We start from the raw sequence: 24,517 nt of genomic DNA, 5'->3' as shown, positions 1-24,517 counted from the left end.
TTGCTAAATTATCTTTAAAAAAATTATTATTTATTGATTTTTAGTAAGTTATCTCGTTTTAAATGTTTATATTATGTGATTTATTTTTCAACAATCGACCTGAGTTTAGGTTATACATCTAGCAAATGGAATTGATGAGAATAGGACTGATTTAAAATCTACGTTAAAATAGAGCAAAATTTTGAAATATCATTAAAAGGAATCCATTTTTATGACAACTGAAATGACAACGCTGGATAAAATTAAAAAGCAAATTGCCGACAATCCAATTATTCTTTATATGAAAGGATCGCCAAAATTGCCTAGTTGTGGTTTTTCGGCGCAAGCTGTGCAAGTTTTATCACAATGTGGCGTGCCATTTGCTTATGTTGATATTTTGCAAAATCCGGATATTCGTGCGCAATTGCCGGCATTTGCCAATTGGCCAACTTTCCCTCAATTATGGGTAGAAGGTGAGTTAGTCGGTGGTTGTGACATTATGTTAGAGATGTATCAAACTGGTGAATTACAATCGCTAATTAAGCAAACTGCGGAAAAATATAAATCTGCATAATCATTTGAGTATTCATTAAAAAGGGAGTATTCACTCCCTTTATTATTGGTGTTAACCATTATTAGTGTTAACTATGAAGCTGTTCATTTGGCATCAGTGGCCAGCCGCCTAGTCGTTTAAACCGATTGACCATTTCACAAAATAAGATAGCTGTTTTTTCTGTATCATAAAGCGCTGAATGGGCTTGTTTATGATCGAACGGAATATTTGCCGTTTCACATGCTTTAGCCAGAACTGTTTGCCCAAATACTAAACCACAAAGTGATGCGGTATCAAAGGTGGCAAACGGGTGAAAAGGGTTGCGTTTAATGCCAGCTCTTTCAGCTGCAGTCATCAAAAAACTGTGATCAAAATGTGCATTATGTGCCACAATCACCGCTCGGGTACAGTCATTGGCTTTGATTCCGCTGCGCACCATTTTAAAGATAGCTTCAAGTGCAACTTTCTCATCAACTGCGCCACGTAAAGGGTTGTCAGGATCAATGCCATTAAAAGCTAATGCAGTAGGCTCTAAAATAGCATCGGCAAAAGGATTAACATTAAATTGCAATGTTTGATCAGGCTCCAGCCAGCCGTCATCCGTCATTTTCAGCGTAATGGCTGCGATCTCTAAAATAGCATTGAGTTTTGGATCAAATCCGGAGGTTTCTATATCAATAACCACCGGATAGAATCCTCGAAAACGTTCACAGAGTTTAGTGTTAGGCACAATATTCGTCTTATCTATCTGAAATGAGAGTTATTATGCCAGTTTTTACGTTATTCGCCTAGTTTTACCTGAGTTACCTTAGCATTTTCGCTATAAATCAGTGATCACTTCAATTATATACTTTAGTTTAAACGTGATAGTTTTTGCTTTGATTGTTCTATCTCTTTAATCCATTGTGAATTAATTCGTTTCGAGTGTTTAGGCATATGTCTTAAACGTTGTTCAATGGTTTGTAATATTGCTCTAGCCTGATCAATTTCGTTCCAATTGATTAATGTTTGTAAATAATAGGAAATCGCTTCTAAACTTGGGTAGTAACCAATTAGCGCATCAAATTCTTGATTTGCCTGCTGTTTATCATCTAACGCAACCAAAATTTTAGTGTAAAGTAAATGACCTTCCTCAGAATTGTAATTTGGATTCTTTTCTCTCAGATAATCAAGCTGTTGTTTTGCTTTATTAAATTGTTTATCTTCGTAAAGTGCATTAGCGTATTGCAACAAGATGTCCGGCGCAGTTTGATAAATACCGGTTAATGCTTCTTCATAAAAAGGTAATGCCTCGCTAGCACGATTGCTATCAACTAGTGCTTTAGCTAAGCTTAATTTTGCATCGACAGTGGGTGATAAATCATAATTTTTTTGTGCTTCACGTAGTGAACGCTGTGGATCAAGTGCTTTGCGCAATTTGGATTCAAATTGGTAACCAACGTGGGTAGCGCGAATATCGGAAAGATAGATTGCAAAAAAATAGACGACACTGCCTAGTATTGGGAAAAGAAATAGAATATAGAGCCATATACGATCTTGACCATTTTTAACAGCATGAATGGCAAAAAATAATGCAATAACGGTACTTATTACAACTAATAGTGGCATACTATATGTCCTTCAACTTCAAAAAAGTGCAAATTTAGCATAATAATCGGTTTGAATAAACTGTTTCGCAGTGTGTTTTAACTAAATTTTAATCAGTAAATTACACCAAGTTTTTTAGTTTGTTGCGCCCTGCGTCAATTTTTCACAAGATTTAACTGGAAAACAAGTCAATCAGCAATTGAACAATGTAAAAAGTGCTTTTATCCTAATTTGTTTAAAGTAACAGATAGAATCTTTTTGTTGTGATTGGTTAAAGTCAATGGGTTAAAGAGGTATTATTTAATATCAAGATTTATCTTGATTCAGCATAATGATAATGGGCTGCCAATCACAGTGGATAAATGGGAATTAGGTTAATTATCACTTCAACATAATATCACGTGAGATATTTTCAGAAAGCGTCTATAATTGGCGTCAATTAAAAGGACTCAACATTTTAAAGCTAATTTTAACGGTTAGCTGTTTGTCAAAAAGTTTCAGATTTACCCTATGTTTGAGTATAAAAATAGCGAGGAGTATTGTGCATAATTTCGAACTTCAACACATTATTGATACTGAACTGCAAGTATTACGCTATCGTGACTATGCCCCCAATGGATTACAAGTGCAAGGCCGAAGTGAAATTAAAAAAATTGTGACTGGGGTTACAGCTTGTCAACGCTTGTTAGATAAGGCGGTTGAATTGCAAGCCGATGCGGTATTAGTTCATCATGGCTATTTTTGGAAAAGTGAACCGCAAACCATTACCGGCATAAAATATCAACGACTCAAAACGCTACTCTCGAATGACATTAACTTGTTTGGTTATCATTTACCATTAGACGGTCACCCAATCCTAGGAAATAATGCACAATTAGCCCAGCGATTAAATATCGAAATGGATAAGCGTGAAGATATAACCGATCTGCTGTTTAAAGGTCGCTTATCTGAAGCGATGACTGCATTAGAATTCAAAAATTTACTTGAAAAAATCTTACACAACAATCAATCCTCCGTTCTGTTTTGTGGTGATAATGCCCCTGAGGTGATTCAACGTGTAGCTTGGTGTAGCGGTGGCGGACAAGATTTTATTGAAACCGCTGCCTTGCAAGGATTTGATGCGTTTTTTACTGGCGAAGTCTCTGAACGAACTATTCACATTGCACGTGAATACGGTATCAATTTTTATGCCTGTGGACATCACGCTACTGAGCGATATGGTATTAAAATGCTAGGTGAATGGTTAGCGCGAAACTATAACTTAGAAAATATTTTTATCGATATTGATAATCCTGCATAACAAAAGTTGAATTTAAATAAGAAATATCGCATACTTATTCGCAGTTTTTTTATTCTTTTAAGTTGTTTTATAAACACATAATATGAGAGGTCGCTTTATGTTTACAGGAAGTCTGGTCGCACTTGTCACCCCAATGGATACTAAAGGAAATGTCGACCATGTAAGCTTAAAAAAATTGGTAGAATATCATATTGCAAGCGGCACTTGTGCTATTGTTTCAGTCGGTACCACTGGCGAATCAGCAACGCTTGATCATCATGAACATATTGATGTCATCAAACGTACTATTGAGTACGCTGATGGCCGCATTGACATCATTGCCGGCACTGGCGCTAATGCAACTAAAGAAGCCATTGAATTAACCCGCCGGGTTGAAAATATTGGCGTAGTGGGATGTTTGACCGTTGCGCCATACTACAATAAGCCTACTCAAGAAGGCATGTATCAACATTTCAAAGCGATAGCCGAAAGCACAGCGCTACCCCAAATTCTTTATAATGTACCGGGCAGAACCAGCAGCGATATCAAACCTGAAACGGTAGGGCGATTAGCCAAAATTAAAAATATTGTGGCACTAAAAGATGCAACAGGTGACTTATCTCGAGTTTATAAAACCAGAAAATTAGTCGGCGATGATTTCAAACTGCTCAGCGGTGATGATTCAACCTTTTTAGATTTTATGATTTTAGGTGGCGACGGTGTCATTTCTGTTACCGCTAATGTGGCAGCAAAACAGGTCGCAACTGTTTGTGAACTTGCTGCGCAAAACAAAATTAAAGAAGCACGAATGTTGAATGATACACTATTAGCTTTGCATAGTAATTTATTTATTGAACCAAATCCAACGCCAGTAAAATGGGCTTGTGCAAAATTAGGTTTAATGGAAAATGCAACAATCCGTTTACCAATGGTATCGCTGAGCGAAGCTTCAATTCCTGTGGTTGAAAAAGCGTTAAAAGAAGCCAATTTACTGTAAATTATGTATAACCTTTAATTAATAAGCAGATATCTATGTTTAATAAAACTTTATCTAAAAGTAATGCCATAAAAAAAATCGCTATTTTAACAACAATAGTTTCTGTATTTCTTGTTGGCTGTGGTAGTGATCAAAATTACAAACGTGAAGTCGACGGTAATGAAGATTATCTTCAATCACCGGCACTAAAACCGTTAATCATTCCGCAAGGTGTCACTGTTCCTGCTGAAACGAATGATTATTACGTTGATAATAACGAGGTGCAAGGTGCATTGGGCAAAAAACTAGATATTAGACCGCCAGTTTTACCGATTCCTACTATTGCCGATGCATTTGCTGACTACAGTAATGGCGCAGTCACGTTTAATACGCCATTAAGTGATAATGTTTGGGGGCGAATTGGTAATGTTTTAACAAATAAAAACATCCCAATTAAACACAGTGATAATAAATCAATTACGACTGACAAAGCGTTTATTGTTCGGGCTGATGAAGATCAATCCATTGAAGCTTCCTTTGTTTTTAACAGAGAAGTGCTCGGTCAAACAGAAACAATTACGTTACGTTTAACTTCGTTAACACGTGGAAATGAAGATATCTTATCCCAACCAATTGAAGTTCAACGTTATGTAGTGGGCTTATTCAATGATATTATGGATGAAGTTGCCCCTGAATCTTTACGAGTGGTACCACGCAAAACAGATAATGATGAAAATACAGGTGCAGAGCAAACAGAAAGATCATCACTAAGCCAAGAATTGAAAGAAGATCTTAAAAACTAATTTCTGATAAATAACCCGGTTGAGTCTTATCGGACGGGTTTTGCGTTAAAGCTTAAAGGAGCAGGCAATGTTGCTATTTCAAGTTATCTGTCAAATGAGTGCTAATCATAGCAACACTATAGTTTTGAATTTAAGGAGCGATTAGCTCCTTAATTATTTATTGGCAATTTGATATAAGGTTATAAAGATGAAAAAGTTGGCTGAGCTTTATCGTGGAAAAGCAAAAACGGTCTATACCACTGACAATCCTGAACTCTTAATTCTTGAGTTTAGAAATGATACATCTGCATTCGATGGACTACGAATTGAACAATTAGAACGTAAAGGTATGGTAAACAATAAATTTAACTACTTTATTATGACGAAATTGCGTGAAGCGGGTATTCCAACCCAAGTTGAAGCTTTACTATCAGATAATGAAGTTATCGTAAAAAAACTTGAAATGTTGCCCGTTGAGTGCGTGGTACGCAATCGTGCGGCAGGGTCGTTAGTTAAGCGCTTAGGTATTGAAGAGGGCAGAGTACTCAATCCGCCAACATTTGAATTATTTTTGAAGAACGATGCGTTACATGATCCAATGGTTAACCGCTCGCACTGCAAAACATTCGGCTTAGCCAGTGATGAACAGCTTGATGAAATGCAAGCGCTAAGCTTTAAAATCAATACCATATTAACTGAATTATTCGATAAAGCCGGATTAATTTTAGTTGATTACAAATTAGAGTTTGGCTTATTTGACGGCGAAATCACCTTAGGCGATGAGTTTTCACCTGACGGATGTCGTTTATGGGAAAAAGAGACTTTGAAAAAAATGGATAAAGACCGTTTTCGTCAAGGATTGGGTGGCGTCATTGAAGCTTACGAAGAAGTCGCTAAGCGTATTGGTGTTCCATTGTAATGTTTGCTCAGTTTGATATCTCTTTTTTTCTACTATTGGGATTAGCAGCACTGTGTTATTTAACCCATAATAACACAGTGACGTTTGCCGTTTTACTGTTGTTACTTTTCAAACTTACACCCCTTATCAGCTATTTCCCATTTCTGAATAAATATGGTTTAACCATTGGCATTGTTATTTTAACCGCGGCAATGATGGTACCTTTAGCCGACGGATCATTAAAGATCAGTGACATTGTTAAATCATTTACCACATGGCAATCTTTGCTGGCGATTTTAGTGGGTATATTGGTTTCATGGCTCGGCACCCGTGGCATTTCGTTAATTGGTGCTCAGCCAACTATTATCAATGGCTTAATTATTGGTACGCTAATTGGCGTTGCCTTCTTTAAAGGTATTCCTGTTGGTCCTTTGATTGCCGCCGGCATATTATCCTTGCTGATTGGTAAAAGTTAAACTATGAATCCTAATAGCACCAGAAAGCTATGGGTGTTACATGGTGAGGCAAAGCAACTATTTAACCAATTAAGTAACACAATCGATAAGCATCATGGCGATTGGATAACTGTTACTGCGCAGTCCGACTTGCCCGATTATCTCCCAAATATTGTTGAGCCAACTAAAACCAAAGCTTTGCTCGGTCAACAATATTTGCATGCCATTTTTGATGCCACCGAAGCATTTAATCTTGATGCTTTTGCTATGTTGGTTGGTACACTGGTGAAAGGCAGTGTATTAATATTACTGTTACCGCAAAATTTTAATGATTGGCAAGATCAGGACAGTTTACGGTGGAATGAAAGTTGCTTACCTATTGGTGTGCCTAACTTTGTTGCGCATTTGCAACAAACGTTAGCAGAGTTTGCCGGCTTTCTCAGTCAAGATTTTCCACCAATAGATACGCTCGCAATTGACGTGTCTGAGCAGCAAAAAGTACTCACACAGCTTTTAGAGAGTGATAAACGCATTAATGTTTTGCTTGCTAAAAGAGGGCGTGGCAAATCCGCTTTAGCCGGTCTATTTAGCCATCATCAACCTTGTCAAGTAACTGCTCCAAACAAGGGTGCGCTGGCCACTTTTTTTGAATTTGCTAAGCCCGATATCCGGTTTGATGCGCCCGATGACTTAATTGAAAACGCTACCGAACTGGTAGCCGATTACTTGATTATTGACGAAGCTGCTATGATCCCATTACCGATGCTCGACAAATTACTAAATTTAGCATTAGCGCAAAATCGTCGGGTATTATTAACCACCACCGTTGAAGGCTATGAAGGTACCGGTCAGGGTTTTTTACTAAAACTTTTACACGATAAATCCTATCAAATTTTTGCGCTTAACACGCCAATTCGCTGGCAAGCGGGGGATGTGGTTGAGCAATTTACTGATCGTCTATTACTAAACGGTGGCTTGAGCAAAGCAGATTCTTCACCTAGCTATTCACAATCAGTGAGTTACTCAAAGGTAGATAGATCGAATATTAGCCTATTAAGGTCGATCTTTTATTTGTTAAAAATGGCGCATTATCAAACCACATTAATCGATTTAAGGCGCCTGTTTGATGCGCAAAACTTAAGCGTATTTCAAGCTACTATGGCTGATAAAACCATTGCCGCCGCTGTCACCATTGATGAGGGTAATTTGCCCGATGAGCTGATCGAACAAGTATGGCAAGGTAGCCGTCGACCTAAAGGTAATTTAGTGGCGCAATCCTTAGTTGCTCATGCCGGTGAAAAACAAGCCGCTCAGTTACACTCTTTAAGGATTAATCGTATCGTGGTTGCCAGTGCTTATCGTCGACAACATATTGCCAAGCAATTAATCGAAACGATTATGGCAAAAGCAATCAATCAGCATCATGATTTTTTATCTGTAAGCTTTGCTTACAGTGAAGAAAATTATCGGTTTTGGCTAGCTTGTGGTTTTACGCCAGTCCATATTGCGAGCCATAAACAAGCCAGTAGTGGTAGTTACTCTGTTATGGCATTGCGACCTTTGACCGAACAAGGGCAGGCATTAACTGACAAATTACAGCGAAAACTTGCCCGCAATGCGTTTTGGCTTAAAAATATTATCGATTTACCTTTTGATACAATGTTAAACATCGATGATAACCAACATTTATCAATACAAGATATAGATGAACTTTATGGATTTTGCTGCTATCATCGTCCTTTTCAAGCAACTTATGCTGCACTTTGCCGATTATGTCAGCACCATGAGCAACAATTACCCTTAGTAAAATTAACCATTTTAAAAACGTTACTGCATAATCCTCAAAGTGAGCAACAAGTGATAAAACAGTATCACTTAACCGGCCGAAATGACTTAATGAAGGCGATTAAGCAAGAAGTTAAACAGTGCCTTAAATCATTATTTTAAACTATTTAAACGTGAATTAAATGACCACAGTGTTATCACTGATCGTTTTAATATAACTATTTTCGGCACTAAATTTAAATTAAAGGAACTGAATGTGAATTCAAACAAATTAGAAGATAAAAATGACAATCGACATTTTAATCAACCTCAATTACATAGAAAATCGGGGTTTGATTATTTTATGCAAGGTTGGTCTTTGGCGTTTAGTCCCGGTATTAAGCGCTATGTTTTTTTACCGCTGATTGCAAATATTGTGATTATGTCAGCGCTATTTTATTGGTTTTTCACCTCGATTACAGGCTTTGTAGATTGGGGATTATCTTTCGTACCTAGCTGGCTGCATTGGCTCGGGTACATTATCGGTTTTATTGTGATTATAATGCTGGTGGTACTCTTTTGTTACTTTTTCAGTACCGTAGCCAACCTGATTGCAGCGCCATTTAATGGTTTGCTTGCTGAGCAAGTTGAAGCGCAATTAACCGGTATTACATCCCCCGATACCTCGTGGTTAAGTTTAATCAAAGATCTACCTAGGATTTTTCGTCGTGAACTGCAAAAATTAGGTTATTATTTACTGTGGGCAATTCCAATTCTACTTAGCTATTTTATTCCGGTTTTTGGGCAATCGGTAACGCCGGTGATCTGGTTTTTATTTACCGCATGGCAAGTTAATATCCAATATGCCGATTATGCATTTGATAATCATAAGATCACCTTTGACCGAATGCGACAACTACTTCGACAAGACCGTGCGGATAATTTAATCTTTGGCAGTTTAGTCAGCCTTTTTACCATGGTGCCATTGTTAAATTTAATTATTATGCCAATTGCTGTTTGTGGTTCGACAGCAATGTGGGTCGATCGTTATCGTCATCCGGCGTTGTTTTCAAGCAATAAGGAAGATTTTCGCTAAACGTATTAATTTTTATGCGGTTTATTATTTGACGGCCAATCATCGTCATCATTATCTTGATAAGGGATAGGTTTTATCCCTTTCTTTTTCTCAAGATAGTGTTTATAGCTAAGTTTGTTTAACGCTTTAATGGTGTTAATAAAGATACCAATTAAGATAATTAAAATAATCCACCAATAATCTTTTAGCCATTCCATGTTATCTCCTTTTGCAAAGGTCATGTGCTTGATATCAAGCGGAGTAATAAACGACCGCTTTATGATCAGTTTAAAAACACTGAAATTAAATAGCTGTTAGGTCAATAATAACTGTTCAAGTATGTTTTGATAGATAGCAGTTAAGGTAATGATATCCTGACAATTAGCATTTTCATTGACTTTATGAATGGTTTTATTAAGCACGCCTAATTCGATAACCTGACATCCCATTTTGGCAATAAAACGGCCGTCCGATGTGCCACCACTGGTCGATAATTGTGTGTCAATTTGAGTAAATTGTTTAATTGCTTTCGCCGCAGCGTTAGTTAATTCACCTTGTGGTGTTAGAAATGGGTGACCCGATAGTCGCCAAGTTAAGGTATAGTTCAAATGGTGTTTTTGTAAAATTTGCTCAACACGGGATTTGATGATGTCATCAGTCAGTTCACTACTATAACGAAAATTAAATTGTACAGACAACTTACCGGGAACAACATTTTCTGCGCCTGTTCCACCATTGATATTGGCTACTTGCATGGTAGTTTGCGGAAAATATTGATTGCCGTTATCCCAAACTGTGGTAACAAGTTCATGTAAAGCTGGTGCAAAACGGTGTACCGGGTTATCAGCAAGGTGAGGATAGGCAACGTGGCCTTGAATACCGTGTACTATTAAATTGGCTGTTAATGAGCCTCGACGACCATTTTTGATTTGATCACCCAGCACACTATCACTTGACGGCTCGCCAACGATACAATAATCGACTCGTTCTTGCCGTTTCATTAATAAATCAACAACTTTAGTCGTTCCGTCGGTGGCATCGGCCTCTTCATCAGAGGTCAGTAAAAAAGCAACACAGCCACTATGGTTAGGATACTTTTTAACAAACGCTTCAGCGGCACACACCATGGCGGCAACGCCGCTTTTCATATCCGAAGCGCCGCGCCCGTAAAGTACGCCATTTTCATCTATGGTCGGTTCAAAAGGTGGGTATTGCCATTTACTTTCGTCGCCCGCTGGCACAACATCGGTATGACCGGCAAACATCAACGTTTTAGCCTGGCGATCACCATGATAAGCCCATAAATTTTTCGTCTGGCCGATATTGACTTCTTCAATCGTAAATCCCAGCGGTTTTAATCGTTCGATAATGATTTTCTGACAATTTTTATCATCAGGGCTTATCGATTTTTCGGCAATCAGTGCTTTAGTTAAGGCAATAACAGGTTCATTCATGGTGATCTCAATCTTATTTTGGTTGGCTGACAAATTGTGAATAACTTTCGTCGGAAAATCCTAACAACGCTCGTTGCCCATTTATCAATAAAGGGCGTTTTAAAATCGAAGGATTGTCTAACATAATTTTAATGGCTGCTTGCTCGTTATCTATTTTTGCTCGAACGGACTCATCAAGTTTACGCCAAGTTGTGCCACGGGTATTAAGCAAACTTTGCCAATCGACTAATTTCAGAAAAGATTGTAAAAGCTCTGCCGAAAGGCCGTCTGTTTTGTAGTTATGAAATTGATAATCAATCTGATGTTCATCTAACCAAGTAAAGGCTTTTTTCATGGTATTACAATTTTTAATACCGTAGATTTTATACATAAAAATAGTTCCAAATAGGCGAAGAATAAAATGATTATAACAGTTAACAGCTTAACACAGCAATGACGATAATTAACCTATTTAGCGGTTTACGCTTTTGATTGATAATCAATTTATTGGCTCAACTAAGCTAATTCTTAGTATGGTGGAATCTGTTAGTAATTACTAAAAATCAGGGTGATTTTTAAACGACGAGTATTAGCAGAAAAGTAAAATTAGCCTATCGATCCATTTAGTAAAAAAATTATTAAAAATTGATGTTTTTTCACCATTATACTGACAATCATTTCCATTTTTTTAATATTGCCTTTATTTTTTTCTCATTAGATGTGTATTAATATTGCGAATCGTTCGCATTATTAAATAGATCTTTCAAAATCGAATCAACCTAGGAAATTTAATGTCTGTCCTAACACTCAATCACCTCGCTATAGGTCAAGAGGCGGTTATCTATCGGCTTTTGCCGGATTGTTCTCCTTTTCGTCGTAAACTACTCGCTATGGGGATCACACCCGGTTGTAAAGTAACCGTAGTACGTATAGCGCCACTGGGTGATCCTATCGAAATTAAAATACGAGGATTTTTTCTTTGCCTACGTCGGCTTGAAGCATCATCAATTCAAGTTCAGGAGATTAAACCATGAAGGTGGCACTGATAGGCAATCCTAATAGCGGTAAAACCACACTTTTTAATTTACTTACCGGCGCCAAACAGCGAGTGGGTAATTGGCCTGGGGTCACTGTTGAGCGTAAAAGTGGGATATTAACGATTGAAAATCAACAATATGAGATTATTGATCTTCCCGGTACTTATTCGATTGAAACTGATCCACAACGTGTTTCGCAAGATGAGTTAATCGCCCGTGAATTTGTATTAACAAATCAAGACAGTGTGATCGTTAATATTATTGATGTAACAAATTTGCAGCGTAGTTTATATCTCACCATGCAGCTAATTGATCTACAAGTTCCTATGTTGGTCGTGCTTAATATGACCGATGCGCTTAAGGCTATGGGTGAGTCAATTAATATTGAAAAATTATCAGATTTGCTGGGCTGTCCGGTTGTGGCTATCTCATCGAAACGTAAAACGGGTATTGATTTACTTCATTCACTCATAAAAAAAATGGTTAACACCCGACAAGTGGCAAAACCAACGATCGATACGTTAGGTGACGAGCAACATAGCATTATCAACCGTTTTATTAGTCAATTACCCGATAAGAGTATTGTGCACCAGTTTAATCGCTGGCAACTTATCGATGCGTTATTAGATAGTGCGCATTATGCGTTAAATGATTATGAAAATGAAAAGCTTGAAAACTGCCGACATTCACTATCAGCATGGTGCGATAATCAAATCGATGTGGCGTTAGCCAGTGCTCGTTATGAAACTATCGATTGGTTATGTAAATCCGTGATTGATAAACCGCGGGAACTAAGTATCAGCTTTACTGAAAAACTCGATAAATGGGTTTTAGGGCGACTAAGTGGCATTCCGTTTTTTCTCTTTGCGATGTACGCCATGTTTTTTGTTGCGATCAATTTTGGCTCCGTATTTATCGACTTTTTCGAAGGGGTATTTACAACAATCTTTGTTGGTGGCGTCTCTTATTTACTCCACTCAATTAATGCTCCTTTGTGGTTAAATGTGCTATTGGCTGACGGTATTGGTACCGGCATTACCACTGTCTCGACCTTTGTGCCGGTTATTGCGGCCATGTTTTTTGTCCTCTCTTTTTTAGAAGACAGCGGTTATTTAGCTCGCGCCGCAATGATTGTCGATCGGGCTATGCGAGCTATCGGGTTACCGGGTAAAGCTTTTGTACCGATGTTAGTTGGCTTTGGCTGTGGTGTACCGGCCATTATGGGCACACGAACGCTGGAAAGCACTCGTGACCGCATTATGTCAATTTGCATGATCCCTTTTATGTCCTGTGGTGCTCGTTTACCGGTTTATACGCTGTTTGCTGTTATCTTTTTTCCGCATTATGCATCAACCGTGGTATTTATTTTATATTTACTGGGCATTGCGGTAGCGATTATTACGGGATTTATTCTAAAAATTACTTTATTAAAAGGCGAATTAACCCCTTTTATTATGGAAATGCCGGTCTATCGAATACCAACGTTAAGCAGTATGCTGAAATTAACCTGGCAACGCCTTAAGGGGTTTATGGTGCGGGCTGGTAAAGCGATTGTGATTATGGTTACGGTGCTTAGCGTGCTCAATTCATGGGGTACAGATAACGCATTTGGTCATCAAAATTCTGATAATTCGGTGCTATCACTAATCGGTAAAAAGGTCACACCGATATTTGAACCTATGGGGATTGATAAGCAAAACTGGCCGGCAACTGTGGGTATTTTTACCGGGGTATTTGCTAAAGAAGCTGTTATTGCAACACTCAATTCACTCTATTCAATGGATAGTGAGGATAGCGATGTCGACCAATATGACTTTGTTGGTGGCATTAAATTGGCTGTGGCAACTATACCGGAAAATTTGAGCCATTTGTCTGATGCACTTGTCGATCCGTTAGGACTGACAACGGTGGATCAAGATCTGGAGAGTATTGAAAATAATTTAGATGTCAATTTGCAAACCGTTTCAAAAATCAAATTGTCATTTGTCAGCGCAACATCAGCAATGGCTTATCTCATTTTTATTTTACTTTATACCCCTTGTGCCGCTGCGTTAGGGGCGGTTTATCGTGAAGCGGGTAGCAAATGGATGCTGTTTGTTGCAGGTTGGACATTTATTATTGGGTGGTTGATTGCGACCATCTTTTATCAATGTACTTTGTTAGGGCAAACCAATTCTGCCATTTACTGGTTGATTGGTTGTGGGTTATTTATCGGCATTTTATTGGCGTGCTTGCGTAAGTTAGGTCAGTTAGCGCTATTTAATCATTTGGCATTACCAAAATGCCCGACAACAAAAAATACCGGTTGTTGTAACTAGTCTTCTCAAATTAATGTCATAAAAGGGAGCGCAATAATTAAGATATTGCGCTTTAAATAAGTATGTTAATAACTTCAATTCGTGATTATGTTCAGTTAAAAGGGCGGGTGAGCTTGCAAGATATTGCCCGTCATTTTCGCTTACCGGAAAGCGCGGTAAGCCAAATGCTCAGCTTTTGGGTCAATAAAGGTATCATCAGTGTTATGACGAACGAAACTAACACAGTCTGTCAATCAACCAAATGTAGCACTTGTGTCGGGTGTGATTTACTTTCCCAACCTATTTATAGCTGGATTCTACCGCCAGCAAGCTAACGGATATTGCGACAATCGATTGCGCTTGATTTATATCAGTTCAATCTATTAGCTTATCATTGCTCAATAACCAAACATTGTTTTTCCCTAATCATCACGCTTGTCTCTTTTAATCAAATGTTTTGTGTTGTAACCTTTGAATAGATCTTGTCAAGAAGTTTCAGAAAATACCTACGTTTAAGTATAAAATCATTTTTTATGTATAAAATGGCGGTTTGTTTCCTTAAAAAAAAATTCTATTTTCGAGACTTATGTCACATAACTGAATTTATTTATATCGAAAAATAACAAATGATATTAATATGAACTTATGTTCATTTTTCGTGATTTAAGGAGTGGGAATTAATATGAAAACTATCGCAATCGGCGCGGACGATGCCGCTTTTGAGTTCAGAAATAGTATTGTTGAATATTTGACTAAACAAGGGATTGAAACGGTTGATTATAGCAGTGATAAACAGCCAACAAATCCTTTATATCCCGATGTGGCTAATGCTGTTGCTTGTTCAATAAAAGAGGGTAAGCATGAACGTGGGATTTTAATTTGTGGTACAGGAATTGGGGTTGCGATCGCCGCCAATAAAGTACCGGGAATTCGAGCCGCTCAGTGCCATGATGTCTTTTCTGCTGAACGAGCAAGAAAGAGTAACAATGCCCAGATTATGACCATGGGTGCCAGAGTCATTGGCGTTGAACTGGCCAAAAAACTGGTACAAGCATGGCTAGAATCAGAGTTTGAGGGCGGGGGTTCAACACCTAAAGTTGAACGTATTAATTATTATGATGAATTATATAGTAAATAACCTTGAATAACTGTTTTATTCAATAATTATGCCGCCAAAATTAGGAGAATAATATCACTCAACGTTGATATTAGCCGTTGTTTTCAATCTGTTTTTAATCGTTTTTTGTTGTAAAATGGCGGCATAATTAACGGCTTGAACAGTCGTTTTATTATAGAAAAAATGCTATTATAATCGTGTTTAACACCTAAAGTTCTAGAGGATACAGAAGTATGAGTCAATTAGATGAATTTAAAAAACTAACCGTCGTTGTGGCCGATACCGGTGATATCGATTCGATTAAACAGTTTTCCCCAGAAGATGCAACTACCAATCCTTCTTTAGTTCTCAAAGCCGCTCAACTTCCTCAATACCGTTATCTAATTGATTCAGCTATTGAAACCGCCAAAAAGATCGGTGGAAGCAAACAACAACAATTAATTAATGCTTGTGATCAAGTCGCTGTTAATATTGGTGCGGAAATTTTAAAAATCGTTCCCGGACGCATTTCAACCGAAGTTGATGCGCGTTTATCATTTGATAAGCAAGGCTGTATTGATAAAGCCCGTCGTCTTATCGAACTTTATCAAGAGAAAGGCATTGATAAATCCAGAATCTTAATCAAAATCGCTTCAACGTGGGAAGGTATTAAAGCTGCGGAAGTTTTAGAAAAAGAAGGTATTAACTGTAACTTAACGTTGTTATTCTCATTTGCCCAAGCACGAGCTTGTGCCGAAGTGAATGCTTTTTTAATTTCTCCTTTTGTTGGTCGCATTTATGATTGGTATCAAGCTAAAAAACCTATCGACCCTTATATTGCTGATGAAGATCCGGGCGTGGTTTCAGTTCGTAATATCTATAATTATTACAAACAACATGGCTATAAAACGATTGTTATGGGAGCAAGTTTCCGTAAAGTGGATCAAATCTTAGCGCTAGCGGGCTGTGACAGACTAACAATTTCACCTAATTTACTGGCCGAAATGCAACAATCTGATGCGCCGGTGGTTCAAAAACTTAACCCGAATCAACCTATCGTTGCTCGCCCTGAATTAATGAGCGAAGCAGAGTTTAGATGGCAACACAATAGCGATGCAATGGCGGTTGAAAAACTGGCTGAAGGTATCCGTGCTTTTGCCGTTGACCAAGGTAAATTAGAACAAATGATTGGTGAACTTTTATAACAATTGGGGAGCTTGCTCCCCTTTAATTTTCTTTTTCTTTCGTTAATTTGATTAACGAATCTGCACAGTCAACTACTGTAGCGGCAATAACGAATATTAATTAAATTTTTTTGGAGATCATGAACATGAATGCAACGACACTATCTCACCGCGAACTGGCGAATGCGATAAGGGCATTAAGCATGGATGGCGTACAAAAAGCGAAATCCGGCCACCCAGGCGCACCTATGGGAATGGCGGATATGGCTGAAGTACTATGGCGAGGATTCTTAAAACACAATCCAACAAACCCTAACTGGGCTGATCGTGACCGCTTTGTTTTATCAAATGGCCATGCATCTATGTTGATTTATAGTCTATTGCACTTAACCGGTTATAACGTCACTCTCGACGATTTAATTAACTTCCGTCAATTAAATGCAAAAACCGCAGGCCACCCCGAATATGGTCATGTGCCGGGTGTTGAAACGACAACCGGACCTTTAGGTCAAGGTATTGCTAACGCAGTGGGTATGGCGATTGCTGAGCGAACATTAGCGGCACAATTTAACAAACCCGGTCACACCATTGTAGACCACTTCACTTATGTGTTTATGGGTGACGGATGTATGATGGAAGGCATTTCTCACGAAGTGTGTTCACTAGCCGGTACCCTTAAATTAGGTAAACTTATCAGTTTCTATGATGATAATGGTATCTCAATTGACGGTGAAATCGACGGTTGGTTTACTGATGATACCGCTAAACGTTTTGAGGCTTATGGTTGGCATGTTATTCGTGGCATTGACGGTCACGATGCTAAAGCGATCAGTGTTGCCATTGAAGAGGCGCAAGCGGTCACCGATAAGCCGTCGCTTTTAATGTGTAAAACCGTTATTGGATTTGGCTCACCAAATAAAGCCGGTAGTCATGATAGTCATGGTGCGCCACTAGGTGAAGCTGAAATTGAAGCAACGCGTAAAGCACTGGGCTGGTCGTATGGCGCATTTGAAATTCCAAAAGCCTATTATGATGCATGGGATGCAAAAGCAAAAGGTAAACAAATTGAAGACGAATGGAATAGCCGTTTTGATGCTTATGCAAAAGCGTATCCGGAACTAGCCAAAGAGTTTAAACGTCGAGCCAATGGTGATTTACCAACTAACTGGCAACAAACAGCTAAAGATTTTATCGCTAAATTACAAGCAAATCCGGCGACGATTGCAACGCGTAAAGCATCACAAAATGCGATCGAAGCTTTTGCCCCTGTTCTTCCGGAATTTTTAGGCGGATCGGCTGACTTAGCACCGAGTAATTTAACCATGTGGTCAGGATCGAAAGAAATTTTAGCCAATCCGGATGGTAATTATATCCATTATGGTGTACGTGAATTTGGTATGTCAGCAATCATGAATGGTATTGCCCTTCATGGTGGATTTATCCCTTATGGTGCGACTTTCTTAATGTTTATGGAATACGCGCGTAATGCGATTCGTATGGCTGCATTAATGAAAATTCGTTCACTGTTTGTCTATACCCATGATTCTATCGGTTTGGGTGAAGATGGACCAACTCATCAACCTGTTGAGCAAATGGCAAGTTTACGTGTTACACCAAATGTCAGCACATGGCGCCCATGTGATCAGGTTGAATCGGCTATTGCTTGGCAATATGCTGTTGAACGCAAAGATGGACCAACTGCATTAATCTTCTCTAGACAAAATCTTAAACAACAAGATCGCACCGCTGAGCAATTAGCTAATGTTTATCGTGGTGGCTATATCTTAAATGATTGCGAAGGTACACCAGAATTAATTCTTATCGCTACCGGCTCTGAAGTTGAACTTGCGGTTGAAGCTTATCACCAATTAACGCAAGCAGGTCGAAAAGTGCGAGTTGTTTCCATGCCATGTACTGATGCGTTTGATAAACAAGATAGCGCTTATAAAGAATCAGTCTTACCTTCAACCGTAACTGCTCGTGTTGCTATTGAAGCAGGCATTAGTGACTACTGGTATAAATATGTGGGTCTGAATGGTAAAGTAGTGGGTATGACAACCTTTGGTGAGTCAGGCCCGGCAGAACAACTCTTTGAGAAATTTGGTTTCACTGTTAAAAACGTTGTTGAAAAAGCTTCTAGTTTATTGAAGTAAGACGTTACTGACATTTAAAACGCTATGGCAATTAATTTAGCCATAGCGTTTTTTATTGATATCAAGATTAATAAACTAACCAATTAATACGGATTAGGATCTTTTTTCAAATTATCAAACTGATAAAGTTTGTTGCTTTGCCAGTCTTTTATCTTAATATCGTTCTGTTCTGAAATATCCATTAATTCGTTTTGCATATAGTCGTGCTTAACATCTAACTCTATTCCTAACCAGTGGCTTAATAGATAGACAAACTGAAAGCCGGATATCGTTCTATTGATTCTTTGTTGTTGAGTGCGATTGGAATCAAAAAAGATTAAAGGCACTTGATAACTATTTTGATAACTCGCATTGTGTCTTAAGTCTTGATAATTATCAGTATGAGCAAGACCATGATCGGAAAAATAGACCAGCGCATAATCTTCATGATGTTTCTGTAAAGATTCAATCGTTGCTTTAATTAAATCGTCGGTTTCTTTAATACTACTGACGTAGCAGGAAATATTTTTATTATTCAGATTAAACTGTACATCAAACTCTAACCGTTTGCAAAAGTGGGGATGCGAGCCAATTAAATGCATAACAATCAATCTTGGTCGAGTTTGTTCGGTCGATAAAATAGTGTCTAATTCGGGTAACAGCAAAGTATCATGTTTTCCACGGGAATTTTTGCCATTGTATTCGCCTTTCTTGGTATAAAAGCTATGTTTTGAGTAGGCGGCAATTCGAGGTACGGTAATTTCCATTTTACCTAATCGCCCTTGATTAGACAGCCAATAAGTTTCAAACCCCGCTGCATTTGCAATACTAATTATATTGTTATTTATTTGCGTGGTGACTTTTTTATCATCGATAAAAACTGATTGGCTAATAAAATGAGGGATTGATGATTGTGTATTAGGCGCTGGTGCGATAAGTCCATCCCAAATGATACTGGCATTATGATTAGCAAAAGGTGTATTGTCATATTTAAAGCCATAAGCACTCATATAATCTTTGCGCACACTTTCACCAATCATTATCACGTAAGTTTTATGTTTTGGGCTGACCGAGATAATCGGAATGGTATTTGCGTACTTAATCTGCTCAAGTTGCTGCTGCTTTTCAGTGGTATAGATTTTTATACTGGTATATAAATCTGTAAAAAATTCAAAAAAAGGATATTTGAAATTATCAATCACAAACGTAGGGGGCAAATTGGCATTGCTTTTACATAATATTTTAACCGGTTTATAAAGACAGACAGCCAGAGCAAAGAAAATAAAATATTTGTTATTAATCTTCGGAAATTGAAGTTTAGTAAATGTGAAGATAAAAACTAAGATTAAAAATATTGGCGCAACAAGTAATAGTGGGGGTAATTGGCTGAAGTATTCACTCGATTCATCTAAATTTGTTTCCAAAAGCGCACTGATAACCGCAACATTCGGCGAACCATAATAATAAGAGGTTGGAAAGTAGATCGCAGCTAAAATAAATAGAAAACCAAAAATAAATTTGCCTAGCGTAAAATGAGCAAAAAATATCAAGGAAAAATAAGTGAGTAAAATGCGATCAACTCTTAAAGGATACCCTAACAAATATACCAATAAAGCTGAAAGGACAATACAAACTAGGTGGGGAAAAATAGTTTTTTTAAATAACATTACAATTTATTAAATAATTTACAGAATTTCAAAAAAATACATTATATAAATAATCGAACTTTACGCAATTATTAGTTGTAAAAGTCAGTTTAGCTGAAAGGTTTATTGTTGGTTTTCAACCAATGATCCACCAATTTATTAAGCTGTGTATGGCAAGATAATAGGTATAGAGCGATGATAGTATTGAAAAGAAAATAGAGAACATAGCCTTAAAACTGAGAAATGCATTTTATTCAGCTTAAGGCTATTATGGGCTTATTTTGAAGCCCGTTTTAAAATCAATTCGGTTGGTTGTTTTTGTAGATAGATCATTCTGCCAATCAGGAGTACCGCAGCAACTGCCAGTCCGGAAATAATCCCAATCCAAAAACCGGCAGCCCCCAATGGCTGCATAACCAGATCGGTCAAAGCTAAAATATATCCAACTGGCAAGCCGACAACCCAATAAGAGAGCAGAGTAATAAAAAAGATGCTTTGGGTATCTTTATAACCACGAAGCACATTACTGGCTACCACTTGCAAATAATCAGAAGCTTGATAAATGGCTAATAAAATAATCAGGTGCATACAAATAGCAATAACCGCCGTCTCTTTGGTAAACAATTCGATAATTGGCGTTCTGAAGATCACTAAAATCAGTGCCACAACAACGGCTATCGCAAATGAAATTGCCAGACTGATATAAGCGGTTTGTTTGGCTAATGAAGGCTTTTGTTTGCCCAGTAAATATCCAACACGAATACTGGTTGCAACCCCAAGTGATAAAGGGATAGCAAAAGTTAAACTGCTGATTGTGAAGATAATTTGATGAGCAGCTACCGTTATTTGCCCCAGTGGGGCAATTAACAGGGCGATAACCGCAAACAAGCTCATTTCAAAGAAATACGCCAATGCCAACGGCGTGCCCAGCACAATCACTTTTTTGATGATCGCAAAGTCGACCAGTTTAGTGACAGGCGTGTTACGAATATCCTTTTGGCTTGCTGTAGTTAAAGTATAAAGGCGCATTAAAATAAACATCAACCAAAAGATAATTGCCGCCGTGATACCGCATCCAACACCACCAAAAGCCGGCAAACCTAGCTTGCCGTAAATTAAAATGTAGTTGATTGGAATATTAGCAAGCAAAGCAATAAAGATTATCACCATTGCCGGTTTAGTATTGGACAGCCCTTCGCACTGGTTACGATAGACTAAAAACAGCAAGAATGCAGGAACGCCCCACATTATGGCGCGTAAAAATGAGACAGCAACCTCGACCATTTGCGGATCAATAGGGTGCTCAGCTGAGCTTCTTAAGCTGATGATTTTATCGGAGTGATATAAAATCAGCATCATCATTACCGACAAAATCAGTGCAATAACCACACCTTGACGGGTGTGGTCAGCGACCAAATTACGCTTAGCAGCACCATTTAAGTTTGAAATGATAGGGGTTAAAACGGTGAGCAACCCTTGCCCAAATAAGATTGTCGGCAGCCAAATAGAGACAGCAATGGCGACGCCAGATAGCGCCGTTTTACTATAGTTGCCAGCCATAATGGTATCAACAAACGTAATGGCGGTTTGTGATATTTGGGCAATCATTACCGGTATTGCAAGTGTAATGATATGTTTAATTTCGTGTCGATAATGTAGCTTCATTTGTTTTGTTTACTGTTTAACAGTTCCCCATAGATCATATTCATCAGAGTGTTCAATTTCAACTTGAACAATATCGCCCACTTTAACACTATTTTCATCATTAAGATAAACAACACCGTCAATTTCGGGTGCATCTGCCATACTGCGACCAATGGCACCTTCGGCATCCACTTCATCAATGATAACTGATAATGTTTGACCAACTTTATTACGAAGTTTTTTGCTTGATATAGTTTGTTGTAATTGCATAAAGCGATGAAAACGCTCTTGTTTGATCGCTTCCGGAATCTGATTTGCGAGCGCATTGGCTTGTGCGCCTTCAACCGGACTATAAGGAAAGCAACCCACCCGATCAAGTTCGGCTTTAGTTAAAAAGTCGAGCAGTAACTCAAAGTCTTGCTCGGTTTCACCCGGATAACCGACAATAAAAGTTGAACGTAATGTTATATCGGGGCAAATATCTCGCCATTTATGTATTCGTTCAAGCGTTCGGTCAATGGTTCCCGGTCGTTTCATCGATTTTAAAACGGTTGGGCTGGCATGTTGCAGTGGCACATCTAAATAAGGTAAGATTTTGCCTTCAGCCATTAACGGTATTAAATTATCGACGCTAGGGTAAGGATACATGTAATGCAGTCTCACCCATATGCCTAACGTAGCTAACTGCTCACACAAAGTTTGGATATCGGTTTTCAAAGGCATGCCGTTCCAAAAATTGGTGCGATTTTTAATATCAACTCCATAAGCTGAAGTATCTTGAGCAATAACCAATAACTCTTTTACGCCGCTTTCAGCTAATCTTTTTGCCTCATCAAGCACATTTCCAATTGGTCTACTGACCATTTCGCCCCGCAATGAAGGAATAATGCAAAAGGTGCAGCTATGATTACAGCCTTCAGATATTTTTAAATAGGCATAATGTTTAGGTGTCAATTTAACACCTTGCTCCGGCACTAAGCTGGTAAAGGGATTATAAGCCGGTTTTGGTGCATATTTATTGACATGAGTCAGTACCGCTTCATAGCTGTGCGGACCAGATATTTCCAACACTTTCGGATGAACATTACGTATTTGATCTTCTTTCGCACCAAGACAGCCGGTTACAATGACTTTACCATTTTCATTTAATGCTTCGCCGATCGCTTCTAACGATTCTTGTACCGCGCTATCGATAAAACCACAGGTATTGACGATCACTAAATCGGCATTATCGTAACTGGGTACCACACGATAACCTTGCGTGCGCAATTCGGTTAAAATTCGCTCTGAGTCAACTAAATTTTTAGGACAACCAAGGCTCACAAATCCAATAGTAGGGGATGACATATTCATAGTATTTATAATAGTGTTAAATATTTAAGGGGTATAAAGTTGAGAATTAATAAACTTTTACTGCTTAATGTTGATTATTAAAAAAACGACGGCATTTTATCACATTTGAATTTTGTTGAAACAGCGATTTTTGATTTGCTTTCATTTGTTAAGAATTTTCAGTTGATTTGATTGTTATATTGTGCAAGCAAATAACAATCAATCACCAATATAGATGTATTTAATCAGTCAATCTTGTTTGAGGATAATAATAAAGCCCTCACGTACGTGAGGGCAGGTGGAGTTAGGATAAGATACAAACTGCAATCATCATGCTTTTATATAAGATTTATTTTAGACCATTGATAACTTCGTCAATTTGGCGCTCTAAACTTTCTGCACCGCCACCGGATAGGTACCAAAGATCAGGTGTTAAATAAACAACTTGTGTTTTACTATTTTTCAGCACTTTTGAATCGAAAAAGTTCTCTTTCATCGCTGTATTACCAATTGCTTTACTGCGATCGACAACGTAAATAATGTCAGGTTTAACCGATTTTATATAGTTATTATCAATAAATACTGGTTTAGGTTTTTCGCCAATTTGTGTGATTTTGTTACTTTCCGCAGGAACAGCACGTTTAACGTTTAACACATCATGAATAAGGGCTGCGCTTGAACTGTTATTAATAAGAATTACTTTTCCGTCATTATGGATAGCAACAATGGCCTTTTTATGGCTATTATGACTGATTGCTTGCGCTTGTTGAAGTTTAACATCCAGCGACTCAATGATCGCTTTACCTTTACTTTCTGTGCCGGTGATAGAGGCTAACGCATAGATATGATTTCGGGTGGAATCATAGTAATTTTTGGCATTAACACTTAAATTCAGAACAGGGGCAATTTGTCTTAATTGGGCATCTTTACTGGCTTGTCGACCGTCAATAATAATTAAATCGGGTTTAAGGTTTTTTATTGCGTCTATATTGGGTTCTTTCATATTGCCGGTATCAGCAATACCATTATTATTATATTTTTGTAGATAAGAAGGGATCACCGATTGTGGTACAGCGGTAACTATTGAGCCTTTACCTAATGCATCTAAAGTATCAAGAGCACCATAATTCATAACCACCACTTTTTTAGGTGATTTAGGCACTTCGATACTATTATTATCGACTACCACATTCATTTTTGAGGTTGATTGGCAACCTGTAAGACCTAAAATCACAGCAGCTAGCGTGCTTAAAAGTAGTTTTTTATTTCTGTTCATGATAATTTCCTTTCTGCAAATAAAAATGATAACCATTATTATTTAAAAAATTGCTCTTTGTCTACTAATAAATAATTTTTATTAAAGATATT

General features: G+C 38.0%; 23 protein-coding genes. 14 read left to right on the top strand and 9 right to left on the bottom strand.

The window, feature by feature from the left end:
- Positions 1–223: 223 nt before the first annotated feature.
- The gene (locus J3U42_RS05005; RefSeq protein ID WP_294833667.1) at positions 224–553 is read left to right on the top strand and encodes a Grx4 family monothiol glutaredoxin; all 330 of its coding nucleotides are present in this window, start codon (positions 224–226) and stop codon (positions 551–553) included.
- A 67-nt stretch (positions 554–620) separates the two neighbouring features.
- Here J3U42_RS05005 and rnt read toward each other — a convergent pair whose 3' ends face one another.
- Positions 621–1,262: a ribonuclease T gene (rnt, locus tag J3U42_RS05000; RefSeq protein ID WP_220219357.1), complete on the bottom strand. Its 642-nt coding sequence runs from the start codon at positions 1,260–1,262 to the stop codon at positions 621–623.
- Between the two features lie 122 nt (positions 1,263–1,384).
- On the bottom strand, positions 1,385–2,140 hold the full coding sequence (locus J3U42_RS04995) for a tetratricopeptide repeat protein (protein ID WP_267335824.1): 756 nt from the start codon (positions 2,138–2,140) through the stop codon (positions 1,385–1,387).
- Between the two features lie 520 nt (positions 2,141–2,660).
- On the opposite strand from J3U42_RS04995, the gene J3U42_RS04990 reads away from it, so the two are divergent.
- From J3U42_RS04990 to cysZ, 7 genes are all read left to right on the top strand, one after another.
- Positions 2,661–3,419, top strand: a complete 759-nt coding sequence (locus J3U42_RS04990; RefSeq protein WP_267335822.1) for a Nif3-like dinuclear metal center hexameric protein — start codon at positions 2,661–2,663, stop codon at positions 3,417–3,419.
- A gap of 97 nt (positions 3,420–3,516) precedes the next feature.
- Complete coding sequence (gene dapA, locus J3U42_RS04985; RefSeq protein ID WP_267329707.1) at positions 3,517–4,395, top strand: 4-hydroxy-tetrahydrodipicolinate synthase; 879 nt, start codon at positions 3,517–3,519, stop codon at positions 4,393–4,395.
- A 35-nt stretch (positions 4,396–4,430) separates the two neighbouring features.
- Complete coding sequence (bamC, locus tag J3U42_RS04980; RefSeq protein WP_267329708.1) at positions 4,431–5,177, top strand: outer membrane protein assembly factor BamC; 747 nt, start codon at positions 4,431–4,433, stop codon at positions 5,175–5,177.
- A 187-nt stretch (positions 5,178–5,364) separates the two neighbouring features.
- Complete coding sequence (gene purC / locus J3U42_RS04975) at positions 5,365–6,075, top strand: phosphoribosylaminoimidazolesuccinocarboxamide synthase (RefSeq protein WP_267329709.1); 711 nt, start codon at positions 5,365–5,367, stop codon at positions 6,073–6,075.
- A complete protein-coding gene (locus J3U42_RS04970; RefSeq protein WP_220219363.1) occupies positions 6,075–6,530 on the top strand; it encodes a DUF441 domain-containing protein in 456 nt (151 codons plus the stop codon). The genes purC and J3U42_RS04970 overlap by 1 nt, the downstream gene beginning before the upstream one ends.
- Before the next feature lie 3 nt (positions 6,531–6,533).
- Entirely contained in the window at positions 6,534–8,456 is a 1,923-nt protein-coding gene (locus J3U42_RS04965; protein WP_267335820.1) for a tRNA(Met) cytidine acetyltransferase TmcA, read from the top strand.
- A gap of 94 nt (positions 8,457–8,550) precedes the next feature.
- Positions 8,551–9,369: a sulfate transporter CysZ gene (gene cysZ / locus J3U42_RS04960; protein ID WP_267335818.1), complete on the top strand. Its 819-nt coding sequence runs from the start codon at positions 8,551–8,553 to the stop codon at positions 9,367–9,369.
- Between the two features lie 5 nt (positions 9,370–9,374).
- Here the strand turns inward: cysZ and J3U42_RS04955 are convergent, their stop codons facing one another.
- From J3U42_RS04955 to J3U42_RS04945, 3 genes are all read right to left on the bottom strand, one after another.
- Positions 9,375–9,566, bottom strand: coding sequence for a hypothetical protein (locus tag J3U42_RS04955; RefSeq protein WP_267335816.1), 192 nt, complete (start codon positions 9,564–9,566; stop codon positions 9,375–9,377).
- A gap of 96 nt (positions 9,567–9,662) precedes the next feature.
- On the bottom strand, positions 9,663–10,802 hold the full coding sequence (gene dapE / locus J3U42_RS04950; RefSeq protein WP_267335814.1) for a succinyl-diaminopimelate desuccinylase: 1,140 nt from the start codon (positions 10,800–10,802) through the stop codon (positions 9,663–9,665).
- Between the two features lie 13 nt (positions 10,803–10,815).
- Positions 10,816–11,172: an ArsC family reductase gene (locus J3U42_RS04945; RefSeq protein WP_220219368.1), complete on the bottom strand. Its 357-nt coding sequence runs from the start codon at positions 11,170–11,172 to the stop codon at positions 10,816–10,818.
- 400 nt (positions 11,173–11,572) lie between these two features.
- On the opposite strand from J3U42_RS04945, the gene J3U42_RS04940 reads away from it, so the two are divergent.
- From J3U42_RS04940 to tkt, 6 genes are all read left to right on the top strand, one after another.
- On the top strand, positions 11,573–11,815 hold the full coding sequence (locus J3U42_RS04940) for a FeoA family protein (RefSeq protein ID WP_220219369.1): 243 nt from the start codon (positions 11,573–11,575) through the stop codon (positions 11,813–11,815).
- A complete protein-coding gene (feoB, locus tag J3U42_RS04935; RefSeq protein WP_267335811.1) occupies positions 11,812–14,136 on the top strand; it encodes a Fe(2+) transporter permease subunit FeoB in 2,325 nt (774 codons plus the stop codon). Before J3U42_RS04940 ends, feoB begins: the two co-directional genes overlap by 4 nt.
- A 62-nt stretch (positions 14,137–14,198) precedes the next feature.
- Positions 14,199–14,450, top strand: a complete 252-nt coding sequence (locus tag J3U42_RS04930) for a FeoC-like transcriptional regulator (RefSeq protein WP_220219371.1) — start codon at positions 14,199–14,201, stop codon at positions 14,448–14,450.
- A 347-nt stretch (positions 14,451–14,797) separates the two neighbouring features.
- Positions 14,798–15,253 carry a ribose 5-phosphate isomerase B gene (gene rpiB, locus J3U42_RS04925; RefSeq protein ID WP_220219372.1) on the top strand — a complete coding sequence of 152 codons (456 nt, stop codon included), beginning with the start codon at positions 14,798–14,800 and terminating at the stop codon, positions 15,251–15,253.
- A gap of 212 nt (positions 15,254–15,465) precedes the next feature.
- A complete protein-coding gene (gene tal / locus J3U42_RS04920) occupies positions 15,466–16,416 on the top strand; it encodes a transaldolase (protein ID WP_220219373.1) in 951 nt (316 codons plus the stop codon).
- Between the two features lie 125 nt (positions 16,417–16,541).
- On the top strand, positions 16,542–18,548 hold the full coding sequence (gene tkt, locus J3U42_RS04915; protein ID WP_220219627.1) for a transketolase: 2,007 nt from the start codon (positions 16,542–16,544) through the stop codon (positions 18,546–18,548).
- A gap of 83 nt (positions 18,549–18,631) precedes the next feature.
- On the opposite strand, the gene J3U42_RS04910 is transcribed toward tkt, so the two are convergent.
- The 4 genes from J3U42_RS04910 to J3U42_RS04895 form a co-directional block, all read right to left on the bottom strand.
- Positions 18,632–20,128 (bottom strand): phosphoethanolamine transferase, encoded by a 1,497-nt coding sequence (locus J3U42_RS04910; RefSeq protein ID WP_267335808.1) that lies wholly within the window; start codon positions 20,126–20,128, stop codon positions 18,632–18,634.
- A gap of 321 nt (positions 20,129–20,449) precedes the next feature.
- Complete coding sequence (locus J3U42_RS04905; RefSeq protein ID WP_220219375.1) at positions 20,450–21,838, bottom strand: MATE family efflux transporter; 1,389 nt, start codon at positions 21,836–21,838, stop codon at positions 20,450–20,452.
- A 9-nt stretch (positions 21,839–21,847) separates the two neighbouring features.
- Positions 21,848–23,164, bottom strand: coding sequence for a 30S ribosomal protein S12 methylthiotransferase RimO (gene rimO, locus J3U42_RS04900; protein ID WP_267335806.1), 1,317 nt, complete (start codon positions 23,162–23,164; stop codon positions 21,848–21,850).
- 334 nt (positions 23,165–23,498) lie between these two features.
- Positions 23,499–24,425, bottom strand: a complete 927-nt coding sequence (locus J3U42_RS04895; RefSeq protein ID WP_267335804.1) for a siderophore ABC transporter substrate-binding protein — start codon at positions 24,423–24,425, stop codon at positions 23,499–23,501.
- Positions 24,426–24,517: the final 92 nt, after the last annotated feature.

Origin of the sequence: Gilliamella sp. B2923, from assembly GCF_026536565.1 — a bacterium.
Taxonomy (GTDB): domain Bacteria; phylum Pseudomonadota; class Gammaproteobacteria; order Enterobacterales; family Orbaceae; genus Gilliamella.
Note: the sequence above shows the minus strand (reverse complement) of the source record. Positions and strands in the feature narration are given on the sequence as shown.